Origin of the sequence: Desulfobulbus rhabdoformis, from assembly GCF_016919065.1 — a bacterium.
In the GTDB taxonomy this organism is placed as follows: domain Bacteria; phylum Desulfobacterota; class Desulfobulbia; order Desulfobulbales; family Desulfobulbaceae; genus Desulfobulbus; species Desulfobulbus rhabdoformis.
The window spans coordinates 1-21192 of sequence record NZ_JAFFQA010000031.1 but is presented as its reverse complement, the minus strand read 5'-3'; the positions used below and the strand labels follow the sequence as shown (position 1 = coordinate 21192).

Here is a 21192-nt window from a genome sequence, read left to right as displayed (position 1 = left end):
GCTATCGCTCCTCGAGATCGGTGAGAACCCATTGCGAGTCCTCAATCTTGAGATAGACGTAGCGGCTCATGAATAGTTCTTGATCCTCCCCTTTATAAGGGAGCAGGAGAACCCTGAGAATTTTTGGCGGCTGTAGAAGAGGCTTTGTTTCTTCTTTAAGAAGCTCGCTAACTATTTTGTAACGGTTTTCTTGTAGCTCTTGCTGGGCTGTTTCTGCAGGATCTTGGGTAACCGCTGCTTCTGTCTTCGGATACCGGGCTTTTTGGTAAGCAGTGGGTGTGTCGATACATTCTCCAGCATCATCCTTTGCGCGACATATGAAATCCTCATTATAGGGATTGAGCACAGGGCCACAGCCTGCGAGGAGTAGCACAAAGAGGAGAAAGAGATATCCGACAATTTGGTTCAATTTGTTCACAGGTCATTCCCAAGATTCGAATTATCACACCAACGGGGAGTGCAAGGATCATCTTTTTTCTTACTATCTATTTTCTCAGGGGATGACTTGTGAAATGGATCGGAAATAGCGGAGAAAGCATTGAAGGGATCAGAGGGCTGGTTTTGAGTGCAAAAGAGCCGCTATGTCAAAGTTGATAACAGGCGAAAAGCAATTAAAATTAACATGATATAGTATAACACTCACACTGAGCAGTGTGGCATTTGGGTAGTTTTGAGCGGCAATCGCGTTCTAATTTGATTTACTTCCAGAGGTATTCTCGAGGCAGGTGATGCATGCCAAGAAAGAGGCTCCACTAAAAGAAAATACCTGGACCAATATGATATTGGACCAGATATTTTCAACTTGGTAAGGAGTTTACTTGAGTGTTATCCCAGCGTCCTCGGCAGCATCAGCGGCATGATTGACAAAGATATCGGCAAAATTGTCATTTTCGCCAAGTCCTTCAGTTACAACAATAACTTCAAAGCCGTTTTTCTCTAGAATAGATTTCCATGAATCATCTTCGGGGCCGGCCATGTCATTAATTGTATGATCACCGGCAACCACCATAAACGGTTTAAGAATTACCCTTTTGATCCCATACAGTTTCAAGGTTTCAATAACATCTTCAATGCCAGGATATCCCTCCACATTTCCGATAGCGGTTACAACATCGGGATATATCTTCCGCATCTTGGCCGCCAGCTCTAGATATATCCCTCCATTACCGGGAAAAAATTCATTGCCATGCCCCATGTAAAGAAGCCCTGCTTTTTCGTTGATTGCACGTTTAACATCCGGCTCCATTATCTCTGCAACTGCATTAATGTCTTCGGCATAGGGGTGTTTTAAGCCATATGTACCCAGTGCTGGTCTACCTAGAACCACTTTATAAAAAGGTTTATACTTAGCCTTTTTTAAGGTGCCCATGTTCATCAGTGCATCTACGTATGTGTGTAGGTCAAGAAATTCCTCTCCCATTGAAATATGTGTTGGCTGTATGACTATGGTGTCATAGCCATTGTTCTGCAAATCTGCAATTGTGGCAAGTGGCGTCTTTACGTGGAGGATATCTGTAGGTATTTCAGGGTGAGCTTTAATATATTCTGCATCTTCAGCCCGGTGCTGCCATTTTTTTCGGATAATATTTGAAGTGAATGCTATCCGCACTGTTGTGTCCGGATATTTGGTGATGATTTTAGAGCGGATATTGAGCAATCCTTGTAGCGCGGGCTCCACTGTGGTGCCAAACATTGCGAGAACAATGGCATTTTTATGTGTTACTTCGTAGGCACCGCTTGCGTGACAATGTGTTGTCACAGCCAGAAACATAACGACAACCGCGAAAAAAAATGACTTCAACTTCATAATAACCTCCTTCTTTTCACGGTCTGGAAAACAAAAATCCCAGACCAATTAAATAATTGATCCAGGATATCCCTATCGTCTCCCAGATTACTCTTAGTCCGTTTCTTTACCGGAGAACACGAACAGAAATTCAGGTAGGTCTTCTGACTCTCGGATCTTTCTCCTTCCACACCTTCCCATTCCTAAAGGAACAGTGGCTTTACCGTGGAATTTGTCCCCGATTACAGCGGCGGGCCCGTCCCGGATTTCCACCGGGTTCCCTTTTCAGCTTGTTGCCAAGCACCTGAAAGTACAATGAATATAAATGAAATACAACCTAACGTCAATATGTTGATTAACCTCAACCGTTAGACAGCTGGTTCAACGATTCTTGTCGAAAAGAACAGAGGAGGGGGATGAACGATATCTTTTGGGTTGACACACGAATTTGGATTTTGTAACTACATTGTAATACGAATTCTAAAAAAGTGTTACCTGGGTGCTTTGTTATGTTTTCTTATATGCAGAAGCATACCAGATAACGATCATTAATTTTGCTAGGAGGGACAACCAAATGCATATGGCCGACGCGCTTTTATCGCCTGCTGTTGGTGGCGCTATGTGGGTAGCAACAGCTGGAACAATTTTCTATTGCTCCAAAAAAGTCAAAGAAGATCTTGATGACCGTAAAATTCCTCTAATGGGGGTTCTCGGTGCTTTTATCTTTGCTGCCCAGATGATTAATTTCACCATTCCTGCCACGGGTTCCTCCGGGCATTTGGGCGGAGGTTTGCTACTTGCTATTTTACTTGGCCCGCACGCGGCATTTTTGACGATAGCTTCAGTACTGATGGTGCAGGCATTGTTCTTTGCAGATGGTGGTTTGTTGGCGTTAGGCTGTAATGTCTTCAACCTTGGTGTCTTTCCATGTTTTATCGCATATCCATTTATCTATAAACCAATTGCCGGAATAAACCCGACACCACTGAGAATTACCATAGGGGCAACGCTTGGAGCAGTCATTGGTTTGCAACTGGGGGCCGCAGGAGTTGTTTTGCAGACGGTTTCTTCTGGTATATCGGAACTGCCATTTAATGCATTTATTTCTGTAATGCTGCCGATACATCTCGCCATTGGTCTTGTGGAGGGGCTTGTTACGGCCGCAGTAGTCTCTTTTATCTGGAAGTCACGGCCCGAATTACTTGAGCTGACTGCTGACACTCGACCCTTGGGAGACATATCTTTAACAAAAGTTATTGGCGCTCTTGGAGTAGCCGCAGTTATTACCGGAGGGGCTCTTTCCTGGTTTGCATCTTCCTCTCCTGATGGGTTGGAGTGGTCGATGTTTAAGGTTTCCGGGCACGAAGAATTGGAGGCGCCGGAAAAGGGGATACATCATACTCTTGCTGTTTTGCAGGAAAAAACATCCTTCTTGCCAGATTACAGCTTCAAAGCAGGTGACCCTGAAGCCGAAGGCTTGGCGGAAACCGGGTCTTGGCCGGCCGTTGACAGTGGCACGACAATTTCCGGGCTGGTAGGGGGGGTGATGACTCTAGCCCTTGCACTGTCAATAGGTTTTCTCTTTAGAAAACGCAGCAAGACAGCTTGATAGGCGTTTTTAAAATGGTAGGGGAGAATGAATGACTCTCCTGCCATTTTTTATGCATTAGATAGAATTAGAGATAAATTTGCATGGCTAAAATTGATACCGCATTTTTTGATCTCACCAAATTAGAGGAGATGGCGAACAATGACACGGTCATTCACCGAATTGATCCACGCGTAAAAGTTTTAGTTGCCTCAATTTTTGTATTGTGCGTTGTTTCATTCCATAAATACACAATTTCCGCTATCTTACCTTTTGGTCTTTTTCTCATCATTGTCATTAACCTGGCGGAAATCCCGACTCCTTTTCTGTTGAAAAAAATAGTACTGGTATCGCCGTTTGCTATCATGGTCGGTATCTTTAACCCTTGGTTCGATCAGCAACCGATTATGGTTCTGGGAGCAATTACCATAACGGGGGGGTGGGTTTCCTTTGTGTCAATATTGTTGCGGTTTTGTCTCTGTGTCGGTGCTGTGTTAGTCTTGATAGCTTCTACAGGTTTTAATACTATCTGCTTCGCCATGGTGAAGCTAGGAATGCCAAAGATCTTTGCAGTACAATTGCTGATGCTTTACCGGTATATTTTTGTTTTGCTCGAGGAAGGGCTGCGTATGTACCAGGCTATGACCCTACGCACCTTTGATGGACGAGCGATAGCCATGAGAATCTATATGCATCTGGCAGGTCAGCTACTTCTGAGAACTCTTGATAGAGCTCAACGGATTCACCTGGCGATGCTTTGCCGCGGATTTGATGGAAATATCCGGGTTTGCCAGACATTACGAATGGCCAAGCTGGACCTCTTTTTTTTTGCAGTATGTTTTGCAATTCTTCTACTTATGCGCTGCTATAATATCCCTGCGATGTTTGGGCGATTGATTACTGGAATAACCTAATGAGCCATCATATCGTCGAAGTTCAAGATCTCAGCTATACTTATGCAGATGGCACAAAGGCAGTAGACGGGATCTCATTTCGTATTCACCATGGTGAATCGGTAGCCGTTGTTGGGGCCAATGGTGCAGGGAAGTCGACTTTGCTATTGCACCTGAATGGATATCTGACCCCCCAGAACGGTAAGGTAAGAATAGGCGATTTTCCGCTGACCCGGAAGACAATTAAGAACATTCGAAAAACGGTCGGAATGGTTTTTCAAAATTCTGACGACCAGCTTTTTATGCCGACAGTCTACGATGATGTCGCCTTTGGCCCGCTGAATTTGGGACTGGCAGTAGAAGAAGTAGAAGAAAGAGTTATAGAGGCGCTATCCAGAACAAATTCAGAACATCTCAAAGACCGTCCGCCATATAAACTCTCTGGTGGAGAAAAACGCGCGGTTGCCATTGCAACTGTACTTGCTATGAGTCCGGATATTCTTGTCATGGATGAACCAACCTCAAACCTTGACCCCAGAGCTCGTCGTTCTCTTATTGACCTTTTATCTGGTTTTCATCATACCAAGATTATCGCTACTCATGATCTCGATATGGTACTTGACCTCTGTGAGCGCACCATCGTTATCCTGGAAGGTAAAATAATGGCTGATGGCCCAACGGTGGAAATTTTTCAGAACACGGCTCTTTTGGCAACATGTCACCTTGAAAAACCTCTCAGAATGCAGCCTTCTCCAGTAATAGGCCCTAAAGTGCAATAGCTAGATATACTCAATTTAAGAGGAGGCGAAGAAGGAGAGTTTCTTATCTGGGCCCGATATATCTGTTATTTCAATTTTCACTTTGTCTTGTCGAGTTCAGTTACCGTTTAACCGACAATTAGATTTTCGACTGATGGTTCCTGCACTAATTCCGATTAGGGCGTATGTCCGGAAGAGGTACCCTGCTCGTGCTATACTGTAGTTGAAAGACCGCAGTGTGCAAGAGCGACCATTAAAGGAGGTAACCCATGATCCAAACATACGCCCATCAAAAAGAGTTACATGAAGCCCGGTTAAATCTCAAGACAATTGAGACCATGTTTATCAATCTCATTACCGATGGAACCAACTGTTCGCCTTTCGAATCCGAGGTTATTGTTGAAAAGGCTAAAGAAATCTTTGCCATTGGCGATCATGGCGAGGGAAACATCCTGCAGCCTGGTCAGATGATCTGGACAGCGGTGGATATGAATGAACCACCAGGGAAACCATTAGCATCCTGCAAACTGCGAAGAATTATTCTGACCCATATCAAACCTAAGGAGGACACGGAAGTTCGCAGGCTTTACAGCCGTTCTGCCAAGCGCCAGCAACAGATCAACCGGATGGCGGTTGAGGCACAGGAACAACAAGCCCTTCTTTCTCAAGAGGACTTGGCTGAAATCCTTGATACTGATGTCCGAACCATCCGCCGTGATATTCAAGAGCTTCGCAAACAAGGTATTTCGGTTCCCACTCGAGGACAGCAGAAAGACATCGGTCCCGGTGTGACGCACAGAGTTCAGGCAATAAACCTCTTTCTGGCAGAAAAAGAACCTGTCGAAATTGCTCGAGCCATTAAGCATTCCCTGACAGCAGTGGAACGTTATATCGACACCTTCTGCCGAGTCGTTTACTGTCAACGCCGCTTTCGCAATAACCTGAAAACCGCCCTGGTCGTCGGCGTTTCCCTCCACACCGTCAATACCTATCTTGCTCTGCACACCGATGCCTGTGAAGATCGGGCCTATCGGGAAAAAATTGCCGAGATTGAGGCCCGAGGCCGGGTTTACTATAAGAACATTGATTTCAAAAAAAAGCATGGGCCGAGCGGAAGGAGGAACACATGAAATCTTCCATTTCCAGCCTTGAGGCGCAGTTCGGTCCACTGCAGAAAAAGACGTTTGCTTCTGCTCTGTCTCTTTTCTTCGAACAGCAATGCCCGCAGATGGGCGGTCATTTGACTCGACAGGTAATAGTCAACAATATCCAGAAACTGGTTGATGACTTCTATCCGGCAAACACCCATCTGCGCATGGGACAGGTGATGTGGCCTGCAGTTGACGAAAAAGAGCATGCTGCCTATGGAAAATCTATGATAAAGACGAAGATCAAGCCGGTCTTCGTTGATATGATCGCCCCTGAGGACATAGAGGCAGCCCTTAAGGGAGAAAGAAAAAAGCAGACCCGTCAACGGGCAACGATCAGACTTTTTCATCAGGCAAAAGAACAGGGCGGGGTTCTAACCGGGGTCGATGTTGCAACCATGATGCGCTTGAGTCCGGCAACCATTTCCAACTATGTACGACAATGGGAAAAAGAACATCAAACTCTTGTGCCACGGCGAGGAACCATCCATGATATGGGACGGTCCGTCACCCATAAACGGCAGATCTGTTACAAGATGATCGTCGAAGGAAAATCGGTTCAGGAAACAGCCAGAGAAACCAACCATTCACCGGAGGCAATAACTCGGTATGTCAAAGATTATAAACGCATTCTTGCCTGTCTTCAGAGGGGACTTACACCGAAAGATACGGCTTTTGTCGCCAAGGTCAGCGAGAATCTTGTGTTTGAATATGTAAACCTGATAGAAGAAAATCAGGTTGCTATCAATGAACAGATAGGGAAAGATGGGAGCATCTTCAATGACATCCCTTTCTAACCTGGCAGGGTAAATAACCCTTCAGGGCATACGCCCTTTTTAAATATTTCTGCAAATTCAAAACCAATTCTCCAAAACCCTTTGAGAATTGTTTAAGTGGTAAATAAATATCCATTTGTGATTATTTTGCCGAGTTTGTCGCCGACTTCGCTGGTGATTTGATCTGTGAATTGTGGAACCCCTTTTTAAACTTACAGCCACCCCATACCTCCTTAAACTACCCCTTACTTTTTCCGCAACACGATCAAGCATTAAGACAAAACATGATCTGCGGATTATGTCAATCTGTAAAACTGAGCCTATCTTTCTGATATTTTTAGATTTGTGAGCTGAGGGCAAATGTCCCCTGATTCTCTTTCGGCCAAATAAAGTTAGCGTTCGATGAAAAAAGAACAGGCTTTAATCTTCCTTTAATCCTGTTCATGTTATTTTGAAATCAAAGGTATAAATTTTACGGAACTGAACATTAACTTTGCATTCGTATTCTACTGCTTCATTTTTTTTATTTATATTGGATTGAACTGACTTTGAATTATTTGGCCACAAACTGCGTCAGGCTCATACTCATAGGGGGAGGTTACTTGCGCCAACTAAAATAGTACATGTTGGGTACGACGCGAGAGGTGTAGTTAGCGGAAGTGAGAAGTAGCACCAATAAGATAATTAATGCCTTTACGAGGCATAGAGGGGATCCTTTCTTCTGTAATCGTCATTTTGGTCGAAAAGAGGTCGTATGTAAGAGAAGGTGTATGAAATACGAAGAAAGTTTTTCGAAAAAACGGCTCTTATTATTAAATCTCTTGGAGCGATTATGAAAACCTTAATGATCACTTTGTTAATGGGGTTTGTCCTTGCTTGTATGGCTTGGCCGGTATTCAGCAGCGAAGATGATTTTGAGCATGGCAAACGAATAGGCGATGGTACGCATCACCCTGCGGGATATCGGAGTAAAATTTACGGTACAGTAGAGAAACTTCCAGATGCTGGACTAGCGGGGATATGGATCGTTAATGGACGAGAATTTGTTGTAACGGAGAGAACCCGCCTAGAGCAAAAACATGGGTTAATTGAGCCCGGTGCTTATGTCGAAATTAGAGGCATAAAATTGGATAACACCTTTACTGTAGAAAAAGTAGAAGTCAAAAGAGCAAAATCGAATGCTTCACACGGAATAACTGAACAGAAAATCACCGGCAAGGTAGAAAAAATACCAAAAGGGAATCTGGGTACCTGGATTATTGGGGGCGAGGAGGTTCTTGTCTTAAAAGACACAATAATAGAAGAAAAAAATGGCAGAGCTACTCTTGGAGCTCTGGTGGAAGTAGTTGGTGTCAAATCGGGAGAGACTTTTCAGGCCGGCCGGATAAAGACACAATAAGCGTTACACTAAAGGGTGAAAGGGCAATGAAGGGTTTGGCCATGACGAAAACGCATATAGAAGGGTGAGGCGTTATGAGAATTCTTGTCATTGAAGATGAGAAAAGACTTGCCGCGATTTTGAAGAAGGGACTGGAGGAGAGCGGTTTTGTCGTCGATGTGGCCCTTGACGGTGAAGATGGACTCTTTATGGCTGGAACCTATCCATACGATGCCGTACTTCTCGATATACTTCTTCCAAAGGTCGATGGTCTTACTGTTCTCAATAAACTCAGGGCAAAAAAGATAGGGGTTCCGGTCCTGATGCTGACGGCAAAGGGAGAGCTTGAGGACAGGGTACGAGGTTTGAACCTCGGGGCTGATGATTACCTTGTAAAGCCATTTGATTTTTCAGAGCTACTGGCACGCTTGAACACCGTTATACGAAGAAGCATGGGTAAGGCGTCTCCCGTCATAGTTATAGATGATCTGTCCTTGGATATGAATGCCAAGACGGTAACCAGGTCGGGAAAGGAGATCAATCTGTCCGCCAAGGAATACAATCTCCTCGAATATCTCGCATTGAACAGTGGCCGGGTGATAGGCAGAACGGAACTGACTGAGCATCTGTATGACACGGATTTCGATTTGGACAGCAATATTATTGATGTCTACGTCAATTACCTTAGAAATAAGATAGATAAGGGCTATGACAGGCAATTGATTGTGACGGTAAGGGGTGCTGGTTATGTCTTGAAGGGGGAGCAATGATCTGGCTGAGATCGATTAAAGGCAGACTCTTTGCGTGGTCTTTCTCTTTCATTGTTACCCTGCTTCTTTCCTTGGGTGTATTTTTATATCATGAAGTTGAACAGATCCTACTGGAATCGGTCGACCAGTCGCTCCACTCAAAAGAACAACTCATCACCGGGCTTTTGCATGAAGAGAACAACAACATAGAAATTGAGCTTTCGGAAATCATGCTCGGTGAATATTCCCTACCGAGATCCGGCCACTACTATAAAGTACTGATGAACGGCCTTCTCCTGGCAGCCTCTCCATCCATGGTGGAGGGTGATTTTGACCTGGCATCCGGGAACATTGCATCCTCTGATGCCGAGAAGAACGAAAAGATCTATATGGCCATAGGGCCAGATAGAGAACCGATTAGAACGCTTCACCATAGTTTTAGCACCTACGGTCAGTCCTTCGATATATTTGTCGCAGAAAGCATCCGGGAATATGTTGAGATGATACATACCTACCGTAACATTTTGATGATAGTTATCCTTGCAAGCATTCTGATCGTTTGCCTTATGAACAGATGGATAATAATACGTTCCCTTTTGCCTCTGGATATCTTCACAGCCTCAATCAGTAGGATCACTCACAGGAGTCTCGATAACAGACTTGTGGTCAGAACTGAAGTTCAGGAGTTGGATGGACTTGCGGAATCGTTCAACGATATGCTGGACAGACTGCAAAGCGCCTTTGAATCCGAAAGGAGACTGGTGTCTGATGCCTCCCATGAACTCAAGACACCAGTGTCGGTGATCAAGGCCCATTGCGACGTACTCCTCCTCAAAGATCGCAGCAAGGAAGAGTATCGTGAAGCTCTTGTGACGATCCAAGACGTCTCCGCCAATATGGGTAGGCTTATAAACGACTTGCTTTCGCTAGCACGGCTCGATGCTGGGGCACTGTCAGCGTCTACTTTAAGAGATGTCTCCTTGAAAGTTTGCGTGGACAATGCTCTCAGGTTGGTTCAACCTCTGGCCGAGCAGAGGACCGTCAGTGTCAACGTATCTTCCTTAAAAGACATTGTACTGCAGGGTGATGGTGAAAGGTTGACGGAAGCGCTACTCAATCTGATCGAGAACGCGGTGAGGTATAACAAAGAGAACGGTGTGGTGGATGTCTCCTACATGCAAAAAAACGGAACAGTGCATGTTATGGTCTCGGATACTGGAATTGGAATCGCCGAAGAAGACAGGAACCGAATATTCGACCGCTTTTACAGGTCTGACGCCGTAAGAAATAGCGATGGAACGGGTCTTGGTCTCAATATTGTTAAGTTAATAGTTGAAGGCCACCATGGAACGATCATGGTGGACAGTATCGTGGGTGAGGGCAGTCGTTTTACGATTACTCTTCCTCTGTCGGTGTCGTGATAAGCCTCTTGAGGACATCTAGCCTGAAATTGTTGATGTTTTGCCCTGCGATCGATTTCTGTTATCCATCGGCGGCTTGCTCGATACGGTTTCCTATAAAAAGATTGAGTCGATTATTATGAGTGAAGGAGCTGATCCTGAAGAAACTGCAAGTCGGCTATTTTCGAAAGCAACGGATAGGGCGGAAAGAAACACACAATGATATTTCTGGAGAAAGAAATGAGCGAAAAAAAACAGATAGTCGTATGGGACATGTTTATACGAGTTTTTCACTGGTCGTTATTGCCGCTCTTCTTTGTGGCATATGTAACTGGAGATGATAAAGGACCTCTTCATCGTTATGTTGGATATGTAGTTTTGTTGCTTGTGATAGCAAGAATATGTTGGGGCTTTTGGGGTACAAAATATGCTCGTTTTAGTGATTTTATATGTTCTCCTGCAAAGGGTATAAACTACCTGAAAGAACTCGTGGGTGGGAAACCAACACACTATATCGGTCACAATCCCGCAGCTTCCTGGATGATTCTTCTGTTGATTACAAACAGTATACTTATCTGTCTGAGTGGATATGCCGCTTATGCAACCAAGGGAGAAAATCCTTCATTTGGACTTGGCAGTACATTATCTATTGTTGAAAATGCCTATGCAGATGATGAAAAAGAAGAGGAAGATGATGACGATGAAGAAAATGAAGGGAGTAATAACGCGGGAAAAGATGCTATTGAGGGCGGCAGTTCGGAAAAGAAAGATAATGATGGCGACAGCATCTGGAGTGACATTCATGAAATGTCAGCACAATTCATGTTGTTTTTGATTTGTCTACATATAGTTGGAGTTGCTGTTTCAAGTAAAATGCATAACGAAAACCTTGTAAAAGGAATCATTACAGGAAAAAAAGACATAAAAAGCGAATAGCTGTCCAATTAGAAGTTTCATCAAGCAAATATCATCTGGCACAAAAAGGAAGGGTAAATACATGAACCAATCAGAGTTACATAAAGCATTTAATAATTTTAAGGCCAATGATCAACTTAAACGAAAGCTCAAAATATTTCTTGGCATTGGTTGTCTCGGTATGCTGCTGTTGGGTGGTCTGATCCTCTGGGTAGGTTTTACGGCCGTTCAGCAGGTGGCACAGATTGGACGCGATGTAAATATCAAGGAGCAGGTGGAAAATCTCACAGGAGGGGTTAGAGATATTCCGGCCGTCGTCAAGGTTGGTTGCTGGGAAAAAGTGCAGAGTCTGATGAATATACAGGTATGGCTTGAAACTCCTCTCAGTGAGAATATCACGAGTTTAAAGGATGCGTGCTTTGCTTCGGATGGAAAATAACAAACCTCTATGAATTTTAATACAAAACAACCGGACTTGTCGCATGGTCTGAGTGAAAATGAGGCTCAAGAAAAATTAGCGCGAGAGGGATTTAACGAACTGCCTTCTTCCAAGCCCCGAAACCTCCTTGCAATCGCCTTGGGGGTTGCCAAGGAGCCGATGTTCTTGCTGCTGGTGGCCTGTGGCACACTCTATCTGATTCTGGGCGATGTGCAGGAAGGCCTCATGCTGTTAGGTTTTGTCTTCGTGGTAATGGGCATAGAGCTTTACCAGGAAAAGAAGACCGAAAAAGCCCTGGATGCCTTGAAGGATCTTGCTAGCCCCAGAGCTCTCGTCCTGCGCGATGGCCAAGAAAAGAGAATAGCCGGCCGGGAAGTGGTAACCGGCGATACCATTATCCTCCAGGAAGGCGACAGGGTGCCTGCCGATGCTACAGTATTCTCTTCGCTTAATCTCCTGGCGGATGAGTCTCTGTTGACCGGAGAATCCGTACCTGTGCGGAAGGCCGAATGGGATCTGCGGCAACAAAAAGTGCATCCAGGTGGCGACGATCTGCCTTTTGTCTATTCCGGTTCTTTGATTGTTCAAGGCAATGGCATGGCAAGGGTGACCGCCATTGGCATGAACACTGAGATAGGCAGCATCGGCAAGGCTCTGGAATCGGTAACCAGCGAAGACACCAAGTTGAAACGGGAGATGGGGGCACTGATTAAAAAACTGGCCATTATCGGTGTCTCTCTCTGTCTGCTGGTAGTCGCGGTGTACACCATGACCCGAGGTGATCTGCTAAAAGGGTTTCTTGCGGGACTGACGCTGGCCATGGCAATGCTGCCCGAGGAATTTCCCGTTGTCCTGGCCGTGTTTCTCGCCCTCGGCGCATGGCGTATGTCGAAGAAAAGTGTTTTGACCAGGAAGCCTGCAGCGATTGAAACCCTCGGCTCTGCGACTGTGCTGTGTTCCGACAAGACAGGGACGATTACCCAGAACAAAATGACTGTAGCCTGGCTCTATAATGGTTCAGAATTTCTCGCTCTAGATGATGCCAGGAGTTTTCCGGAAAACTTCCATGAAATTATCGAATTTGGCATGCTTTCGAGCCAGGCCAATCCTTTTGACCCCATGGAAAAGGCCATCTTAAAGCTCAGCGAGATGCATCTTGATGGGACCGAACATATCCATAGCGAATGGGAAATGTTGAAGGAATATCCTCTCTCTAAGGATCTCCTTGCCATGTCGAGGGTTTTCAGACAGACAGGGACGGACAAAAAGACCATAGCCGTCAAAGGGGCTCCCGAGGCAATCTTTGATCTCTGCCACCTGAGTGAAGAACAGCGGCAGAACCTGGCATCTGCAGTCGAACATCTTGCCGGGAAAGGGTTAAGGGTTCTGGGCGTTGGCAAGGCCGGCATAGACTCTTCCGACTTGCCTGATATCCAGCATGATTTTGATTTCGAATTTGTCGGCCTCATTGGTCTTTCCGACCCGGTCAGGCCAAATGTGTCGGAAGCAGTGGCTGAATGTCATCAGGCTGGAATCAGGGTGATTATGATTACCGGAGACTATCCTGTAACGGCAATGAATATTGCACGGGAAATAGGCTTACAAAACCATGATACCTGCATATCAGGTCAGGAACTGCATGAGATGTCGGAGTCTGATTTGTCTCTGAAAATTCAGCATGTTAATGTTTTTGCCAGGGTCGTACCGGAACAGAAGCTTAAAATTGTTAACGCGCTCAAAAGGAATAATGAGATCGTTGCCATGACGGGAGACGGGGTAAATGATGCCCCTGCCCTGAAAGCAGCGCATATTGGAATTGCCATGGGGGAAAAGGGCACCGATGTGGCCCGGGAAGCCTCCTCTCTGGTGCTGATGGATGACAACTTTGCTTCCATAGTCGGGGCGATTAAAATGGGACGGCGGATTTTTGACAATCTTCAGAAAGCCCTGGGGTACATTTTTGCAATACATGTCCCTATAGCCGGCCTGTCGCTCATTCCAGTTTTTTTCTCAGACCTGCCACTCATTCTCTGGCCTGTCCATATTGTTTTCATGGAATTGATCATTGATCCCGCCTGTTCCATCATTTTCGAGGCGGAAAAGGCAGAAGTGAATGTTATGTCCAGACCACCGGTAAAAATCGATGAACCGTTTTTCGGAGGACGGAAGATTTTCCTTAGTTGCATGCAGGGAATTGGTGTATTAGCCATAGTCCTGACCGTTTACGGACTTGGTTTGTATTTTGGCTATTCAGAAGAAGAGGTCAGGACCTTTTCCTTCATAACCCTGATCTCTTCCAATATTGCTGTGATATTATCCAACCGGTCGTGGACGAGAAATATTCTCCGGATCCTGCTTACTCCTAATCCAACGGTAAAATGGGTCGTTGGCGGTGCAATAATTTTCCTCATTCTGGTGCTGAATATTCCATTTTTTACAGAAATGTTTCTTTTTCAACAGGTGGATCTACTGGAAATAAGCCTCTGCGCTGCCGCAGGGTTATTGAGTATAACGGGATTTGAACTGTACAAGTTGATGGAGAAACGTTTCTGACTACAATACATTAAAGGGGATGGATATGTTAAGGGATGAACGCAACTACCGCCTCGGCAACTTTATTCTTATTGAGCGTATTGGTAGCACCCTTTCCTGGGTCACGCATAGTCCTTTTGGTGGCCAGCGGAGCGGCCGATGCTATATCCTCGGTAATATTCTCGTACTGCTTCCCTGCGATCATGTGGAACCAGGCTACTTAAAGCTTGAATTTCATGGATATTTACGAAAAGTACCTCAATGGACCAAAACTATTTATTACTGTCATGCAACCAGTCTTATGCGAATCGGCTTACTCCAAAGACTCACACGCGAGGAAATCAAGCACATCGCGAATAATAAAATAGGCTATGAAACTATAGTCCTGGTCGAACCAGGCACATACAGGTTGAATAGATATAAAATCACTGTCCACCACAACCTTGCTGTTTCCTGGCAAACAATTGATGGATTGAATAAGACAATCGGCGGGGCATGTTATATTGAATCGGGTATTATTTGGCTTGGCCCTCAGGAAAAAATAGCTGGTGAAGGCCTGAGGAAGGTATTCTTTAACGAACTCAAATTGCTGCCATCGTGGAATAAAACTGCTGTCTGGGGGTACGCACAATCCCTCGAACTATGTGATGAATCTAACGACAGTTAAGCTTCTTATTCTGGCCCTTGGAATTCCGTATCTGAAGAAAGCCTTTCTTTGGATAATTGTCGTCAGTTACAGAGTAATGAAATGAGTGGAAAAGAATACCTGGCAAGCCTTGAAACAGGGTTTGACTTGTTGAAAAACATCTGGAATCGATTTGTCGCGTGGAAAATATGGGCTCAGCTGACAACACTGGCCAGCAAATGCTGGCTGGCTAGGTGGTTTGTATGTATGCAAGCTTATTGCAGTAAAACACAGATTTCGCTCGGCGTTTTTAATTTGCAGTGAACAACTTTGCGATACAATATGCAGCCCGGTGAGCCATGTCTGGTATAGGCCTGACTTTTATAACAACCATTCTTCTCGCCTATATTGTCTGGCGAATGTGCTCAGTCGGGACATTACGTCAAGTAGCCACGAAAAAAGCCATTGTTTACAGTGGTCTTGTCGTCTGGATCACTCTTCTAAGTGGTCGATTTCTTGGACATGGAAGCAGCTCGGCGTGGGCAACATCTGCAGAATTTCTGGGAATCACAATTACAGGCGTACTTTTTCTTATTTTCATCTGCCTTTTTCCCATAGATCTGGTCACTGGTTTTGGCTGCTTTTCTCCTCACTGGGCTCCTCGCCTTCGGGCTTGGGCGATGGTTGGCGGGTGCATACTTTCAGTGGCGGCAACAATTCAGGGAGTTCGCCCCCCTGTAGTATCCCACTATGAAGTGAAATTGCATAACCTGTCAACGAAGCTTGATGGTACGACCCTGGTAGCGCTATCGGATCTCCATCTCGGCTCAACACTTGGTCCCGAATGGCTTGAATCCAGAGTGTCGCAAGTTAATGATATGAAGCCTGATATGATCTTTTTACTTGGAGATATTTGTGAGGGACATGGGGAAAACATCGAAGCCTTTATGCCAGCTTTGCAAAAATTCTCAGCGCCTCTTGGTATATGGTCAGTAAATGGGAACCATGAGAATCATGGCAAAAAACGCGATTTAAATTCTTCTTTCACTCGCGCTAAGATTGTCACCTTGCAGGATGAATGTATCGAGGTCACTCCCGGGTTACTTCTGGCTGGTCGAAATACTATCCACAATCGAAATGAGGCACAAGCTAATCAACCTTGGAATCCGCCCCAAGACCATCCAGCGGGCAGCCTGATATTGCTATCCCATGTTCCCGAGAACTATCAGGATGCCACAGTAGCAGGTGTCGACCTCATGCTGTCCGGACACACTCATAGTGGCCAATTATGGCCTTTCAATCATCTTGTCGCGATAGCACATCCAAAGCTTCAAGGGCGCTACGAGGTAGATGGCATGACCTTGTTGGTAACTCGTGGAGCCGGAACCTGGGGGCCTCGTATGCGCCTCTGGCAACCCAGCGAAATCCTTCATGTCACCCTTCGTTCTGAGTGAAGAATTATTACGCCATATAAATAGTTTTGGTGTTTATATCTTCAAATCGCTATTTCTTATCCCTTTTTTTGCGTTATGTTTTGCAGTGCAGCGATCGAAAAATGTCAAAGCTAATATAAATATCGAAGAACAAGGTATTCTACAAATCTCATAATCTACAGATTCTTGTTCACACAAGTCTATATTTTACTTTCGCCGATTCTAGACAGAAGTTCGTTTATATTGGCTGATTTAAATATTACCACGTCGAAGGTGTGAGTTCTTGAAAGCTAGCCTTGTTGTAGATGACTATGTGTATGCTAAGTGCGCGACAGATTCCGGATACGAGTATGAACTATTGAGCTACAGACACCTACAATGTTTCTCCTTGAGTCTCCCTGATTTCCAACTCTTTTCCTTCGGAAACAACAACGGTGATCTTTTTTGATGCACCTACTTCAATTACTGGAGTCGCTTGTTTGGCGAGGCTCAGGTAAAAATCGTGCAGACTTGCCGCTCCTTCTGATAATCCCCCACCAATCGAATATTTTGCCACTTGACCGGAATCGATGGTCGTTGTTGTTCCGAGAGCTGAAGTTGATTGGGTCGTGGCCGATGATTTAAGCATATCACCCATACCACCAAAGAATCCGGCTACGATAGTTCTGGCAGTTGCTGCACCCATTCTTGAGACGACTCGGCCGGACAAACCTACTTTGCTGTCGGAGTCTGTAACAAAACCTTTGACCTGGGTATCAATAATTGCTTTACCCTCGTTACTCAGACATGAGAGTGAGACGAGCCGCACATCTGCCCGTTCTTTGTCAAGCCTACCGACTGCTTCGGCAATGACGAAGCATCCTGCCAGGTTGGCCTTGATATCATTGGGAAGAACCGCCGGGGTCTGTATTCTGAGAAGGAGTGGCTCGGGGTTGTTGGTTCCTTTCCCTGAGGTAGAAGCATCGAAACCGGTCAATAGCTTTGCCTCCATAAAGGAAGGGGGAAGGTAGACTGTCCTTCCTTTTTTTTTATCGGTGCCGGGTGCTGGCTCTCCGGAAGCGATAGTTGAGTTCGACAATACAGTGATCTCACCGATCAGCTTTGGCTCAAGTTGTGCATGCGTCGGCAGGTTTGCAGGCATGGCTCTTCCTTCAGGTGGCAAAGGCCATGGCTGCTCCTTGGGCAGAGGTTGCGGTAGTGTTGTATGTTGAGTCACCTCTTCGGCAGAGGGGATTTCCGGGAGGGTCTTTTCGGTAAGTTGCTGATCTGTTTTCTTCTGCTCCCGAGCTAATTTTTCTACCGTTTCCTGGAGAGACTCAAGTTGCCGTCTTTGTTCACGGAGCATGGTTTTTTGAATCAAATCTGGTTCCAGCTGGATTTCTCTAGTTTTCTTTTGCCCGAAAAAGCCTTTGGAAGTACCAGGACCAGAAGTGTTGTACCCGGTGGCAACTAGAATAATGAAAACGACACCGATCCCCGCCCAGATAACAACCTTTTTTTGTTTGGGGCCTAGATCGTTGAATCTCTTTTTTAGGCTCATTACTCCCGCTCCTTCTGATCCACTATGAATACCATAGTGGACTGGTTGGGCTCTAAAGTGTGATTATCTACGGCGACAGCAAGAATTGAATTGCTGATGGATGAGGAGAGGAAAAGGTGTTCACTCAAATCAATTGAGACCCCAGATCGGGACGTTGCCTGATATTTTCTCAAACGAAGCCCAACGCCATCAACATCAACAACCTGCAATAGTTGTATTTCTAAATCTGGAGAAAGAGATACCTTCCTGGTTGATTCGCTTATCCTGTAACTAGCTGGGTAGGCACCGTGGTATGCTTCTCTGATGAGCAGAAGTGCCTGTTTCTCAAGAGGCATTTTTTGATAGTGGTCTATATTTTCCTTGAATGTATCACCGCTGGGGGATGCAAGACGGAGTGTTACAGAGGGGATGTCCGCAGGTGTGACGAGCAGGGTATATACTGCATTATTACAGACCACAAACAATTCGCTCTGGGTTTCTGCGTAGACATAGTCAGTCCCGGAATCCTCGATCTTGAATTTGATAAACCCATTATTGCCGGAAAAATGACCAGTCATGGCCTTTTCCTGAGAGAAAATTAAATCGTTCATCGGTCCCGGGCAGACAATCCGGTTAATATCCCTGTTGGAGAGTTCAACTGCTGTTGGTATCTCTGCCTGGATAACCTCGCTTGCCAGGCAGTCGCCAGCTGAAGTTAGAATTAGGACAGCCGCCGCGAGAAATATTTTAACCACGTTCCTGCTCCTGCCGTTGCGTCAATTTTTCTTTGAACGATACGATGTAAAACCTGCCGTCTTGAAGGCGATAGTCGATCAAATAGGTTTTACTGGTATTTTCAAGTAGAGTATCGCCGGCGTACTGTTTGAAATCCCCAAAGATTTCTATAAATCCGTCAGTGACACTGATTTTTTCAAGATAGAAAACAGAACTAACCTGTGATTCTTCAACTCTACTGGCCAAGGAATACCAGGAATCGGAAGCCTGCGGATAAGCCTCCGGAGCAAAATAGGCGAGCAGCTCTTCAAACTGGCCCCGTGCTGTCGGGGGCGAGTAAGTGGCTGCCAGATTGACAATTCTTCTACTAATGTCTCTGATATAAGCGTCATTGGGTTTGCCCTGGATAAACTCGACAGTCCCGGTCATAGTCGGGGGGATCAGTACTACTCGTTGATATTTTACCGCTCGGTAGACCATGGCGGAATTGAACATGACGGTAAGCGCCAGTATGGTGATGGTGAATTTGAGCATCCTGTTTTGGGCAAAAAGGTTGCTTGTTTTCTGAAGGAAAATTTCAGCTTTCATTCATGAAACTCCCTTTGAAAATAATCGGGATAATTTCTCATCTGAATAAAACCAAACATATAGAGGACATGCCTGAGAAAACCTCTGGGTTGTGATCTTTTAGTCCTGGTGTAGAGGTATTGGGTGATGAGAAAAACCAGCCACATGATTTTGCCGTAAAGAAGAGCCAATGTGAGAGTGAAGACACAGAGGATCAACTCGTCTGTCTCGAACCAGAGTACCTGGATCGGTCTCGACAAGTATTGGGGAAATCTGTGGCTGAAATTGTTTTCGCTCAATTGCCTTTTCTCCTGGGTATTCAGCGGCTCTTAACTGATCACTGCCCCGATCGTCTGGACGACTGCATCGGCCTTCAGCAGAAAAGCGCCACCAAGAACGACACCTGCCGCCGGCAAAATCATTTGTCGAATGGCAAGGATTGCCGAAAACACCATACAGGCGACCCCAGCAACGAAGCCGATAGGCCCCAGCAGGATTTGGTTCACCCCGATATCGTAGAGATCATAGGCAAACGAACCTGCCGCCGGCACGGTCATGGCCGTTGCATTGCTCGAAATCATACAAAGGGTTGCAATAATGACGAAAGCTGCAAGATTTCTACCCTGTTTACCCTTTGCAGTCTGTGACAGGACTTTGTCGTTCATCTGTTTTCCTCCTCGTTAAGAAATTAGTATTGTTCCAATGCCATTTGCCTGTGTCGGCTATTGTGTCCTTATCTCAACCCGCCGATTTTTGTATAATTGTTCTGGATCGGTGGTAATGGGATCCGCTTCACCTTTAGCTTGCAAAGCGGTCACACTAAACCCCTTGCTTTCAAGAAAATTGGCGACTGCAACAGCACGTTGCAGTGAAAGCATGAGGTTGAATTGCTCTGAACCGAGTTCACAGGAATATCCCGTGATGAACAGCGGGGTATCCCGCGAAATTCCAAAACGCTGCATACTTGTGAGGAATGTTTTTGCAGCCATGGAGGAAAGAGTTGCGCTACCCAGTTCGAAATGGATCATTGGAAGACGATAATTCTGCGCAGATTTGCTCTTCATTACTGGAGTGTCTGTGATCACAAAGGTGATGCACGTTACCTTCCGAGTAATATTCGATTGGAATTCGAACATTTCCTGGCGAACCTCCATTGCCTTCAGCTCTACCGATGACAAAAAGAGTGCAGTCAATACAGAAAATATGATTTGGCTTTTGTTCTTCATCTCTGTCTTCTTTTTTCCGACTGTGTGACCAACTTATTTTTTCCGCCATTTTTCCAGCTGGGGGCCGATGCGATTTTTGCCGGTAAGGGTAAGTGTCAATAAATGCTGTTTATTACTTATTAGTTTGTGCTCAGTAAGAGATTAACCAGGCTGTTCGTAAGCACGTTTTTTCTCACGATGCTTTGCTACCTGAACGCGGTTTCGTATTTTGTAGAGGCGTTTTATTTGTTGTCTGGTGAGTAAAAAGCAGAAGGTCGTCTGAATTTCTTCAATGAGTGTGTTCATCTCAAGTTTTTGGCCAATTGGGAGGTTGAAGTATCTGCTGGATGCATATCGTTCCCATTTCGCTGGAAGGTCGGCTGTCCTCAGAAAACTGAGACGAGCCTTTAGTGGCAGGCGGCTCAACTGGGCACGTAACAGTTCCCTTTTACCCCAAATTCTTTCTAGGAATTGCAGACAAAGCTGGTCTTCTCTACCGAGTGGATCTTGGATGATACCCTCACGCTGCAGATAGCGAATAATTCGCTTAGGCGTTGTGGTTTGCTTTGCATATTCAGAAATAGGTATCATCGAATTGTTCCTTCAATTTTCTGGATGCTGTAGATTCTCAAGTTCCCGTCCAACATGTTTCTCACGTATAATTACCAGCTATTTTTCCAACGTAGATGGCCGGAAGGATTTCTCCTTCCGGCCATTTTGATCGTAGACAGCAGTCTACCGCACCG

23 protein-coding genes and 1 riboswitch are annotated in these 21192 nt (G+C 45.4%); of the genes, 14 read left to right on the top strand and 9 right to left on the bottom strand.

Annotated elements, in window-relative coordinates:
• Nucleotide 1 precedes the first annotated feature (1 nt).
• Together JWJ90_RS15600 and JWJ90_RS15595 are read right to left on the bottom strand one after the other, a co-directional pair.
• Nucleotides 2-418, bottom strand: coding sequence for a TraV family lipoprotein (locus tag JWJ90_RS15600; protein WP_205228154.1), 417 nt, complete (start codon nucleotides 416-418; stop codon nucleotides 2-4).
• Nucleotides 419-814: 396 nt separating this feature from the next.
• Nucleotides 815-1807 carry a sirohydrochlorin cobaltochelatase gene (locus JWJ90_RS15595; protein ID WP_205228153.1) on the bottom strand — a complete coding sequence of 331 codons (993 nt, stop codon included), beginning with the start codon at nucleotides 1805-1807 and terminating at the stop codon, nucleotides 815-817.
• A gap of 116 nt (nucleotides 1808-1923) precedes the next feature.
• Nucleotides 1924-2109: riboswitch (cobalamin riboswitch) on the bottom strand.
• A gap of 251 nt (nucleotides 2110-2360) precedes the next feature.
• On the opposite strand from JWJ90_RS15595, the gene JWJ90_RS15590 reads away from it, so the two are divergent.
• From JWJ90_RS15590 to JWJ90_RS15525, 14 genes are all read left to right on the top strand, one after another.
• The gene (locus JWJ90_RS15590) at nucleotides 2361-3395 is read left to right on the top strand and encodes an energy-coupling factor ABC transporter permease (RefSeq protein WP_205228152.1); all 1035 of its coding nucleotides are present in this window, start codon (nucleotides 2361-2363) and stop codon (nucleotides 3393-3395) included.
• A gap of 83 nt (nucleotides 3396-3478) precedes the next feature.
• Entirely contained in the window at nucleotides 3479-4288 is an 810-nt protein-coding gene (gene cbiQ / locus JWJ90_RS15585; protein WP_205228151.1) for a cobalt ECF transporter T component CbiQ, read from the top strand.
• A complete protein-coding gene (locus tag JWJ90_RS15580) occupies nucleotides 4288-5046 on the top strand; it encodes an energy-coupling factor ABC transporter ATP-binding protein (RefSeq protein ID WP_205228150.1) in 759 nt (252 codons plus the stop codon). The genes cbiQ and JWJ90_RS15580 overlap by 1 nt, the downstream gene beginning before the upstream one ends.
• A 248-nt stretch (nucleotides 5047-5294) precedes the next feature.
• Nucleotides 5295-6155: a DUF1670 domain-containing protein gene (locus JWJ90_RS15575; protein ID WP_205228149.1), complete on the top strand. Its 861-nt coding sequence runs from the start codon at nucleotides 5295-5297 to the stop codon at nucleotides 6153-6155.
• A complete protein-coding gene (locus tag JWJ90_RS15570; protein ID WP_205228148.1) occupies nucleotides 6152-6970 on the top strand; it encodes a DUF1670 domain-containing protein in 819 nt (272 codons plus the stop codon). The genes JWJ90_RS15575 and JWJ90_RS15570 overlap by 4 nt, the downstream gene beginning before the upstream one ends.
• A gap of 811 nt (nucleotides 6971-7781) precedes the next feature.
• Nucleotides 7782-8348 carry a DUF5666 domain-containing protein gene (locus tag JWJ90_RS15565; RefSeq protein WP_205228147.1) on the top strand — a complete coding sequence of 189 codons (567 nt, stop codon included), beginning with the start codon at nucleotides 7782-7784 and terminating at the stop codon, nucleotides 8346-8348.
• Nucleotides 8349-8422: 74 nt separating this feature from the next.
• Nucleotides 8423-9097: a response regulator gene (locus JWJ90_RS15560; RefSeq protein ID WP_205228146.1), complete on the top strand. Its 675-nt coding sequence runs from the start codon at nucleotides 8423-8425 to the stop codon at nucleotides 9095-9097.
• A complete protein-coding gene (locus tag JWJ90_RS15555; protein WP_205228145.1) occupies nucleotides 9094-10497 on the top strand; it encodes a sensor histidine kinase in 1404 nt (467 codons plus the stop codon). The genes JWJ90_RS15560 and JWJ90_RS15555 overlap by 4 nt, the downstream gene beginning before the upstream one ends.
• A gap of 219 nt (nucleotides 10498-10716) precedes the next feature.
• The gene (locus tag JWJ90_RS15550; RefSeq protein ID WP_205228144.1) at nucleotides 10717-11412 is read left to right on the top strand and encodes a cytochrome b/b6 domain-containing protein; all 696 of its coding nucleotides are present in this window, start codon (nucleotides 10717-10719) and stop codon (nucleotides 11410-11412) included.
• Between the two features lie 61 nt (nucleotides 11413-11473).
• Nucleotides 11474-11830, top strand: a complete 357-nt coding sequence (locus JWJ90_RS15545) for a hypothetical protein (RefSeq protein WP_205228143.1) — start codon at nucleotides 11474-11476, stop codon at nucleotides 11828-11830.
• A 9-nt stretch (nucleotides 11831-11839) separates the two neighbouring features.
• Nucleotides 11840-14383 (top strand): cation-translocating P-type ATPase, encoded by a 2544-nt coding sequence (locus tag JWJ90_RS15540; RefSeq protein ID WP_205228142.1) that lies wholly within the window; start codon nucleotides 11840-11842, stop codon nucleotides 14381-14383.
• A gap of 25 nt (nucleotides 14384-14408) precedes the next feature.
• A complete protein-coding gene (locus JWJ90_RS15535; protein WP_205228141.1) occupies nucleotides 14409-15029 on the top strand; it encodes a hypothetical protein in 621 nt (206 codons plus the stop codon).
• Between the two features lie 81 nt (nucleotides 15030-15110).
• Nucleotides 15111-15311 carry a hypothetical protein gene (locus JWJ90_RS15530; protein WP_205228140.1) on the top strand — a complete coding sequence of 67 codons (201 nt, stop codon included), beginning with the start codon at nucleotides 15111-15113 and terminating at the stop codon, nucleotides 15309-15311.
• A 35-nt stretch (nucleotides 15312-15346) separates the two neighbouring features.
• Nucleotides 15347-16441: a metallophosphoesterase gene (locus JWJ90_RS15525; protein WP_205228139.1), complete on the top strand. Its 1095-nt coding sequence runs from the start codon at nucleotides 15347-15349 to the stop codon at nucleotides 16439-16441.
• A gap of 352 nt (nucleotides 16442-16793) precedes the next feature.
• Here the strand turns inward: JWJ90_RS15525 and JWJ90_RS15520 are convergent, their stop codons facing one another.
• From JWJ90_RS15520 to JWJ90_RS15490, 7 genes are all read right to left on the bottom strand, one after another.
• The gene (locus JWJ90_RS15520; protein WP_205228138.1) at nucleotides 16794-17960 is read right to left on the bottom strand and encodes a TraB/VirB10 family protein; all 1167 of its coding nucleotides are present in this window, start codon (nucleotides 17958-17960) and stop codon (nucleotides 16794-16796) included.
• Entirely contained in the window at nucleotides 17960-18694 is a 735-nt protein-coding gene (locus JWJ90_RS15515) for a TraK domain-containing protein (RefSeq protein WP_205228137.1), read from the bottom strand. Before JWJ90_RS15515 ends, JWJ90_RS15520 begins: the two co-directional genes overlap by 1 nt.
• Nucleotides 18687-19262 carry a type IV conjugative transfer system protein TraE gene (locus tag JWJ90_RS15510; RefSeq protein ID WP_205228136.1) on the bottom strand — a complete coding sequence of 192 codons (576 nt, stop codon included), beginning with the start codon at nucleotides 19260-19262 and terminating at the stop codon, nucleotides 18687-18689. The genes JWJ90_RS15515 and JWJ90_RS15510 overlap by 8 nt, the downstream gene beginning before the upstream one ends.
• Nucleotides 19259-19540, bottom strand: coding sequence for a type IV conjugative transfer system protein TraL (locus JWJ90_RS15505; RefSeq protein ID WP_205228135.1), 282 nt, complete (start codon nucleotides 19538-19540; stop codon nucleotides 19259-19261). The genes JWJ90_RS15510 and JWJ90_RS15505 overlap by 4 nt, the downstream gene beginning before the upstream one ends.
• A gap of 30 nt (nucleotides 19541-19570) precedes the next feature.
• Nucleotides 19571-19906, bottom strand: coding sequence for a hypothetical protein (locus tag JWJ90_RS15500; protein ID WP_205228134.1), 336 nt, complete (start codon nucleotides 19904-19906; stop codon nucleotides 19571-19573).
• Between the two features lie 57 nt (nucleotides 19907-19963).
• Nucleotides 19964-20467: an OmpA family protein gene (locus JWJ90_RS15495; RefSeq protein WP_205228133.1), complete on the bottom strand. Its 504-nt coding sequence runs from the start codon at nucleotides 20465-20467 to the stop codon at nucleotides 19964-19966.
• 141 nt (nucleotides 20468-20608) lie between these two features.
• Nucleotides 20609-21037 (bottom strand): hypothetical protein, encoded by a 429-nt coding sequence (locus tag JWJ90_RS15490; protein WP_205228132.1) that lies wholly within the window; start codon nucleotides 21035-21037, stop codon nucleotides 20609-20611.
• Between the last annotated feature and the right edge of the window lie 155 nt (nucleotides 21038-21192).

Bases quoted from the DNA above. Each gene is read 5' to 3' on its own strand.
- JWJ90_RS15595 (WP_205228153.1), bottom strand. From the start codon at position 1,807: ATGAAGTTGAAGTCATTTTTTTTCGCGGTTGTCGTTATGTTTCTGGCT.
- JWJ90_RS15590 (WP_205228152.1), top strand. From the start codon at position 2,361: ATGCATATGGCCGACGCGCTTTTATCGCCTGCTGTTGGTGGCGCTATG.
- cbiQ (WP_205228151.1), top strand. From the start codon at position 3,479: ATGGCTAAAATTGATACCGCATTTTTTGATCTCACCAAATTAGAGGAG.
- JWJ90_RS15580 (WP_205228150.1), top strand. From the start codon at position 4,288: ATGAGCCATCATATCGTCGAAGTTCAAGATCTCAGCTATACTTATGCA.
- JWJ90_RS15575 (WP_205228149.1), top strand. From the start codon at position 5,295: ATGATCCAAACATACGCCCATCAAAAAGAGTTACATGAAGCCCGGTTA.
- JWJ90_RS15570 (WP_205228148.1), top strand. From the start codon at position 6,152: ATGAAATCTTCCATTTCCAGCCTTGAGGCGCAGTTCGGTCCACTGCAG.
- JWJ90_RS15565 (WP_205228147.1), top strand. From the start codon at position 7,782: ATGAAAACCTTAATGATCACTTTGTTAATGGGGTTTGTCCTTGCTTGT.
- JWJ90_RS15560 (WP_205228146.1), top strand. From the start codon at position 8,423: ATGAGAATTCTTGTCATTGAAGATGAGAAAAGACTTGCCGCGATTTTG.
- JWJ90_RS15555 (WP_205228145.1), top strand. From the start codon at position 9,094: ATGATCTGGCTGAGATCGATTAAAGGCAGACTCTTTGCGTGGTCTTTC.
- JWJ90_RS15550 (WP_205228144.1), top strand. From the start codon at position 10,717: ATGAGCGAAAAAAAACAGATAGTCGTATGGGACATGTTTATACGAGTT.
- JWJ90_RS15545 (WP_205228143.1), top strand. From the start codon at position 11,474: ATGAACCAATCAGAGTTACATAAAGCATTTAATAATTTTAAGGCCAAT.
- JWJ90_RS15540 (WP_205228142.1), top strand. From the start codon at position 11,840: ATGAATTTTAATACAAAACAACCGGACTTGTCGCATGGTCTGAGTGAA.
- JWJ90_RS15535 (WP_205228141.1), top strand. From the start codon at position 14,409: ATGTTAAGGGATGAACGCAACTACCGCCTCGGCAACTTTATTCTTATT.
- JWJ90_RS15530 (WP_205228140.1), top strand. From the start codon at position 15,111: ATGAGTGGAAAAGAATACCTGGCAAGCCTTGAAACAGGGTTTGACTTG.
- JWJ90_RS15525 (WP_205228139.1), top strand. From the start codon at position 15,347: ATGTCTGGTATAGGCCTGACTTTTATAACAACCATTCTTCTCGCCTAT.
- JWJ90_RS15520 (WP_205228138.1), bottom strand. From the start codon at position 17,960: ATGAGCCTAAAAAAGAGATTCAACGATCTAGGCCCCAAACAAAAAAAG.
- JWJ90_RS15510 (WP_205228136.1), bottom strand. From the start codon at position 19,262: ATGAAAGCTGAAATTTTCCTTCAGAAAACAAGCAACCTTTTTGCCCAA.
- JWJ90_RS15500 (WP_205228134.1), bottom strand. From the start codon at position 19,906: ATGAACGACAAAGTCCTGTCACAGACTGCAAAGGGTAAACAGGGTAGA.
- JWJ90_RS15495 (WP_205228133.1), bottom strand. From the start codon at position 20,467: ATGAAGAACAAAAGCCAAATCATATTTTCTGTATTGACTGCACTCTTT.
- JWJ90_RS15490 (WP_205228132.1), bottom strand. From the start codon at position 21,037: ATGATACCTATTTCTGAATATGCAAAGCAAACCACAACGCCTAAGCGA.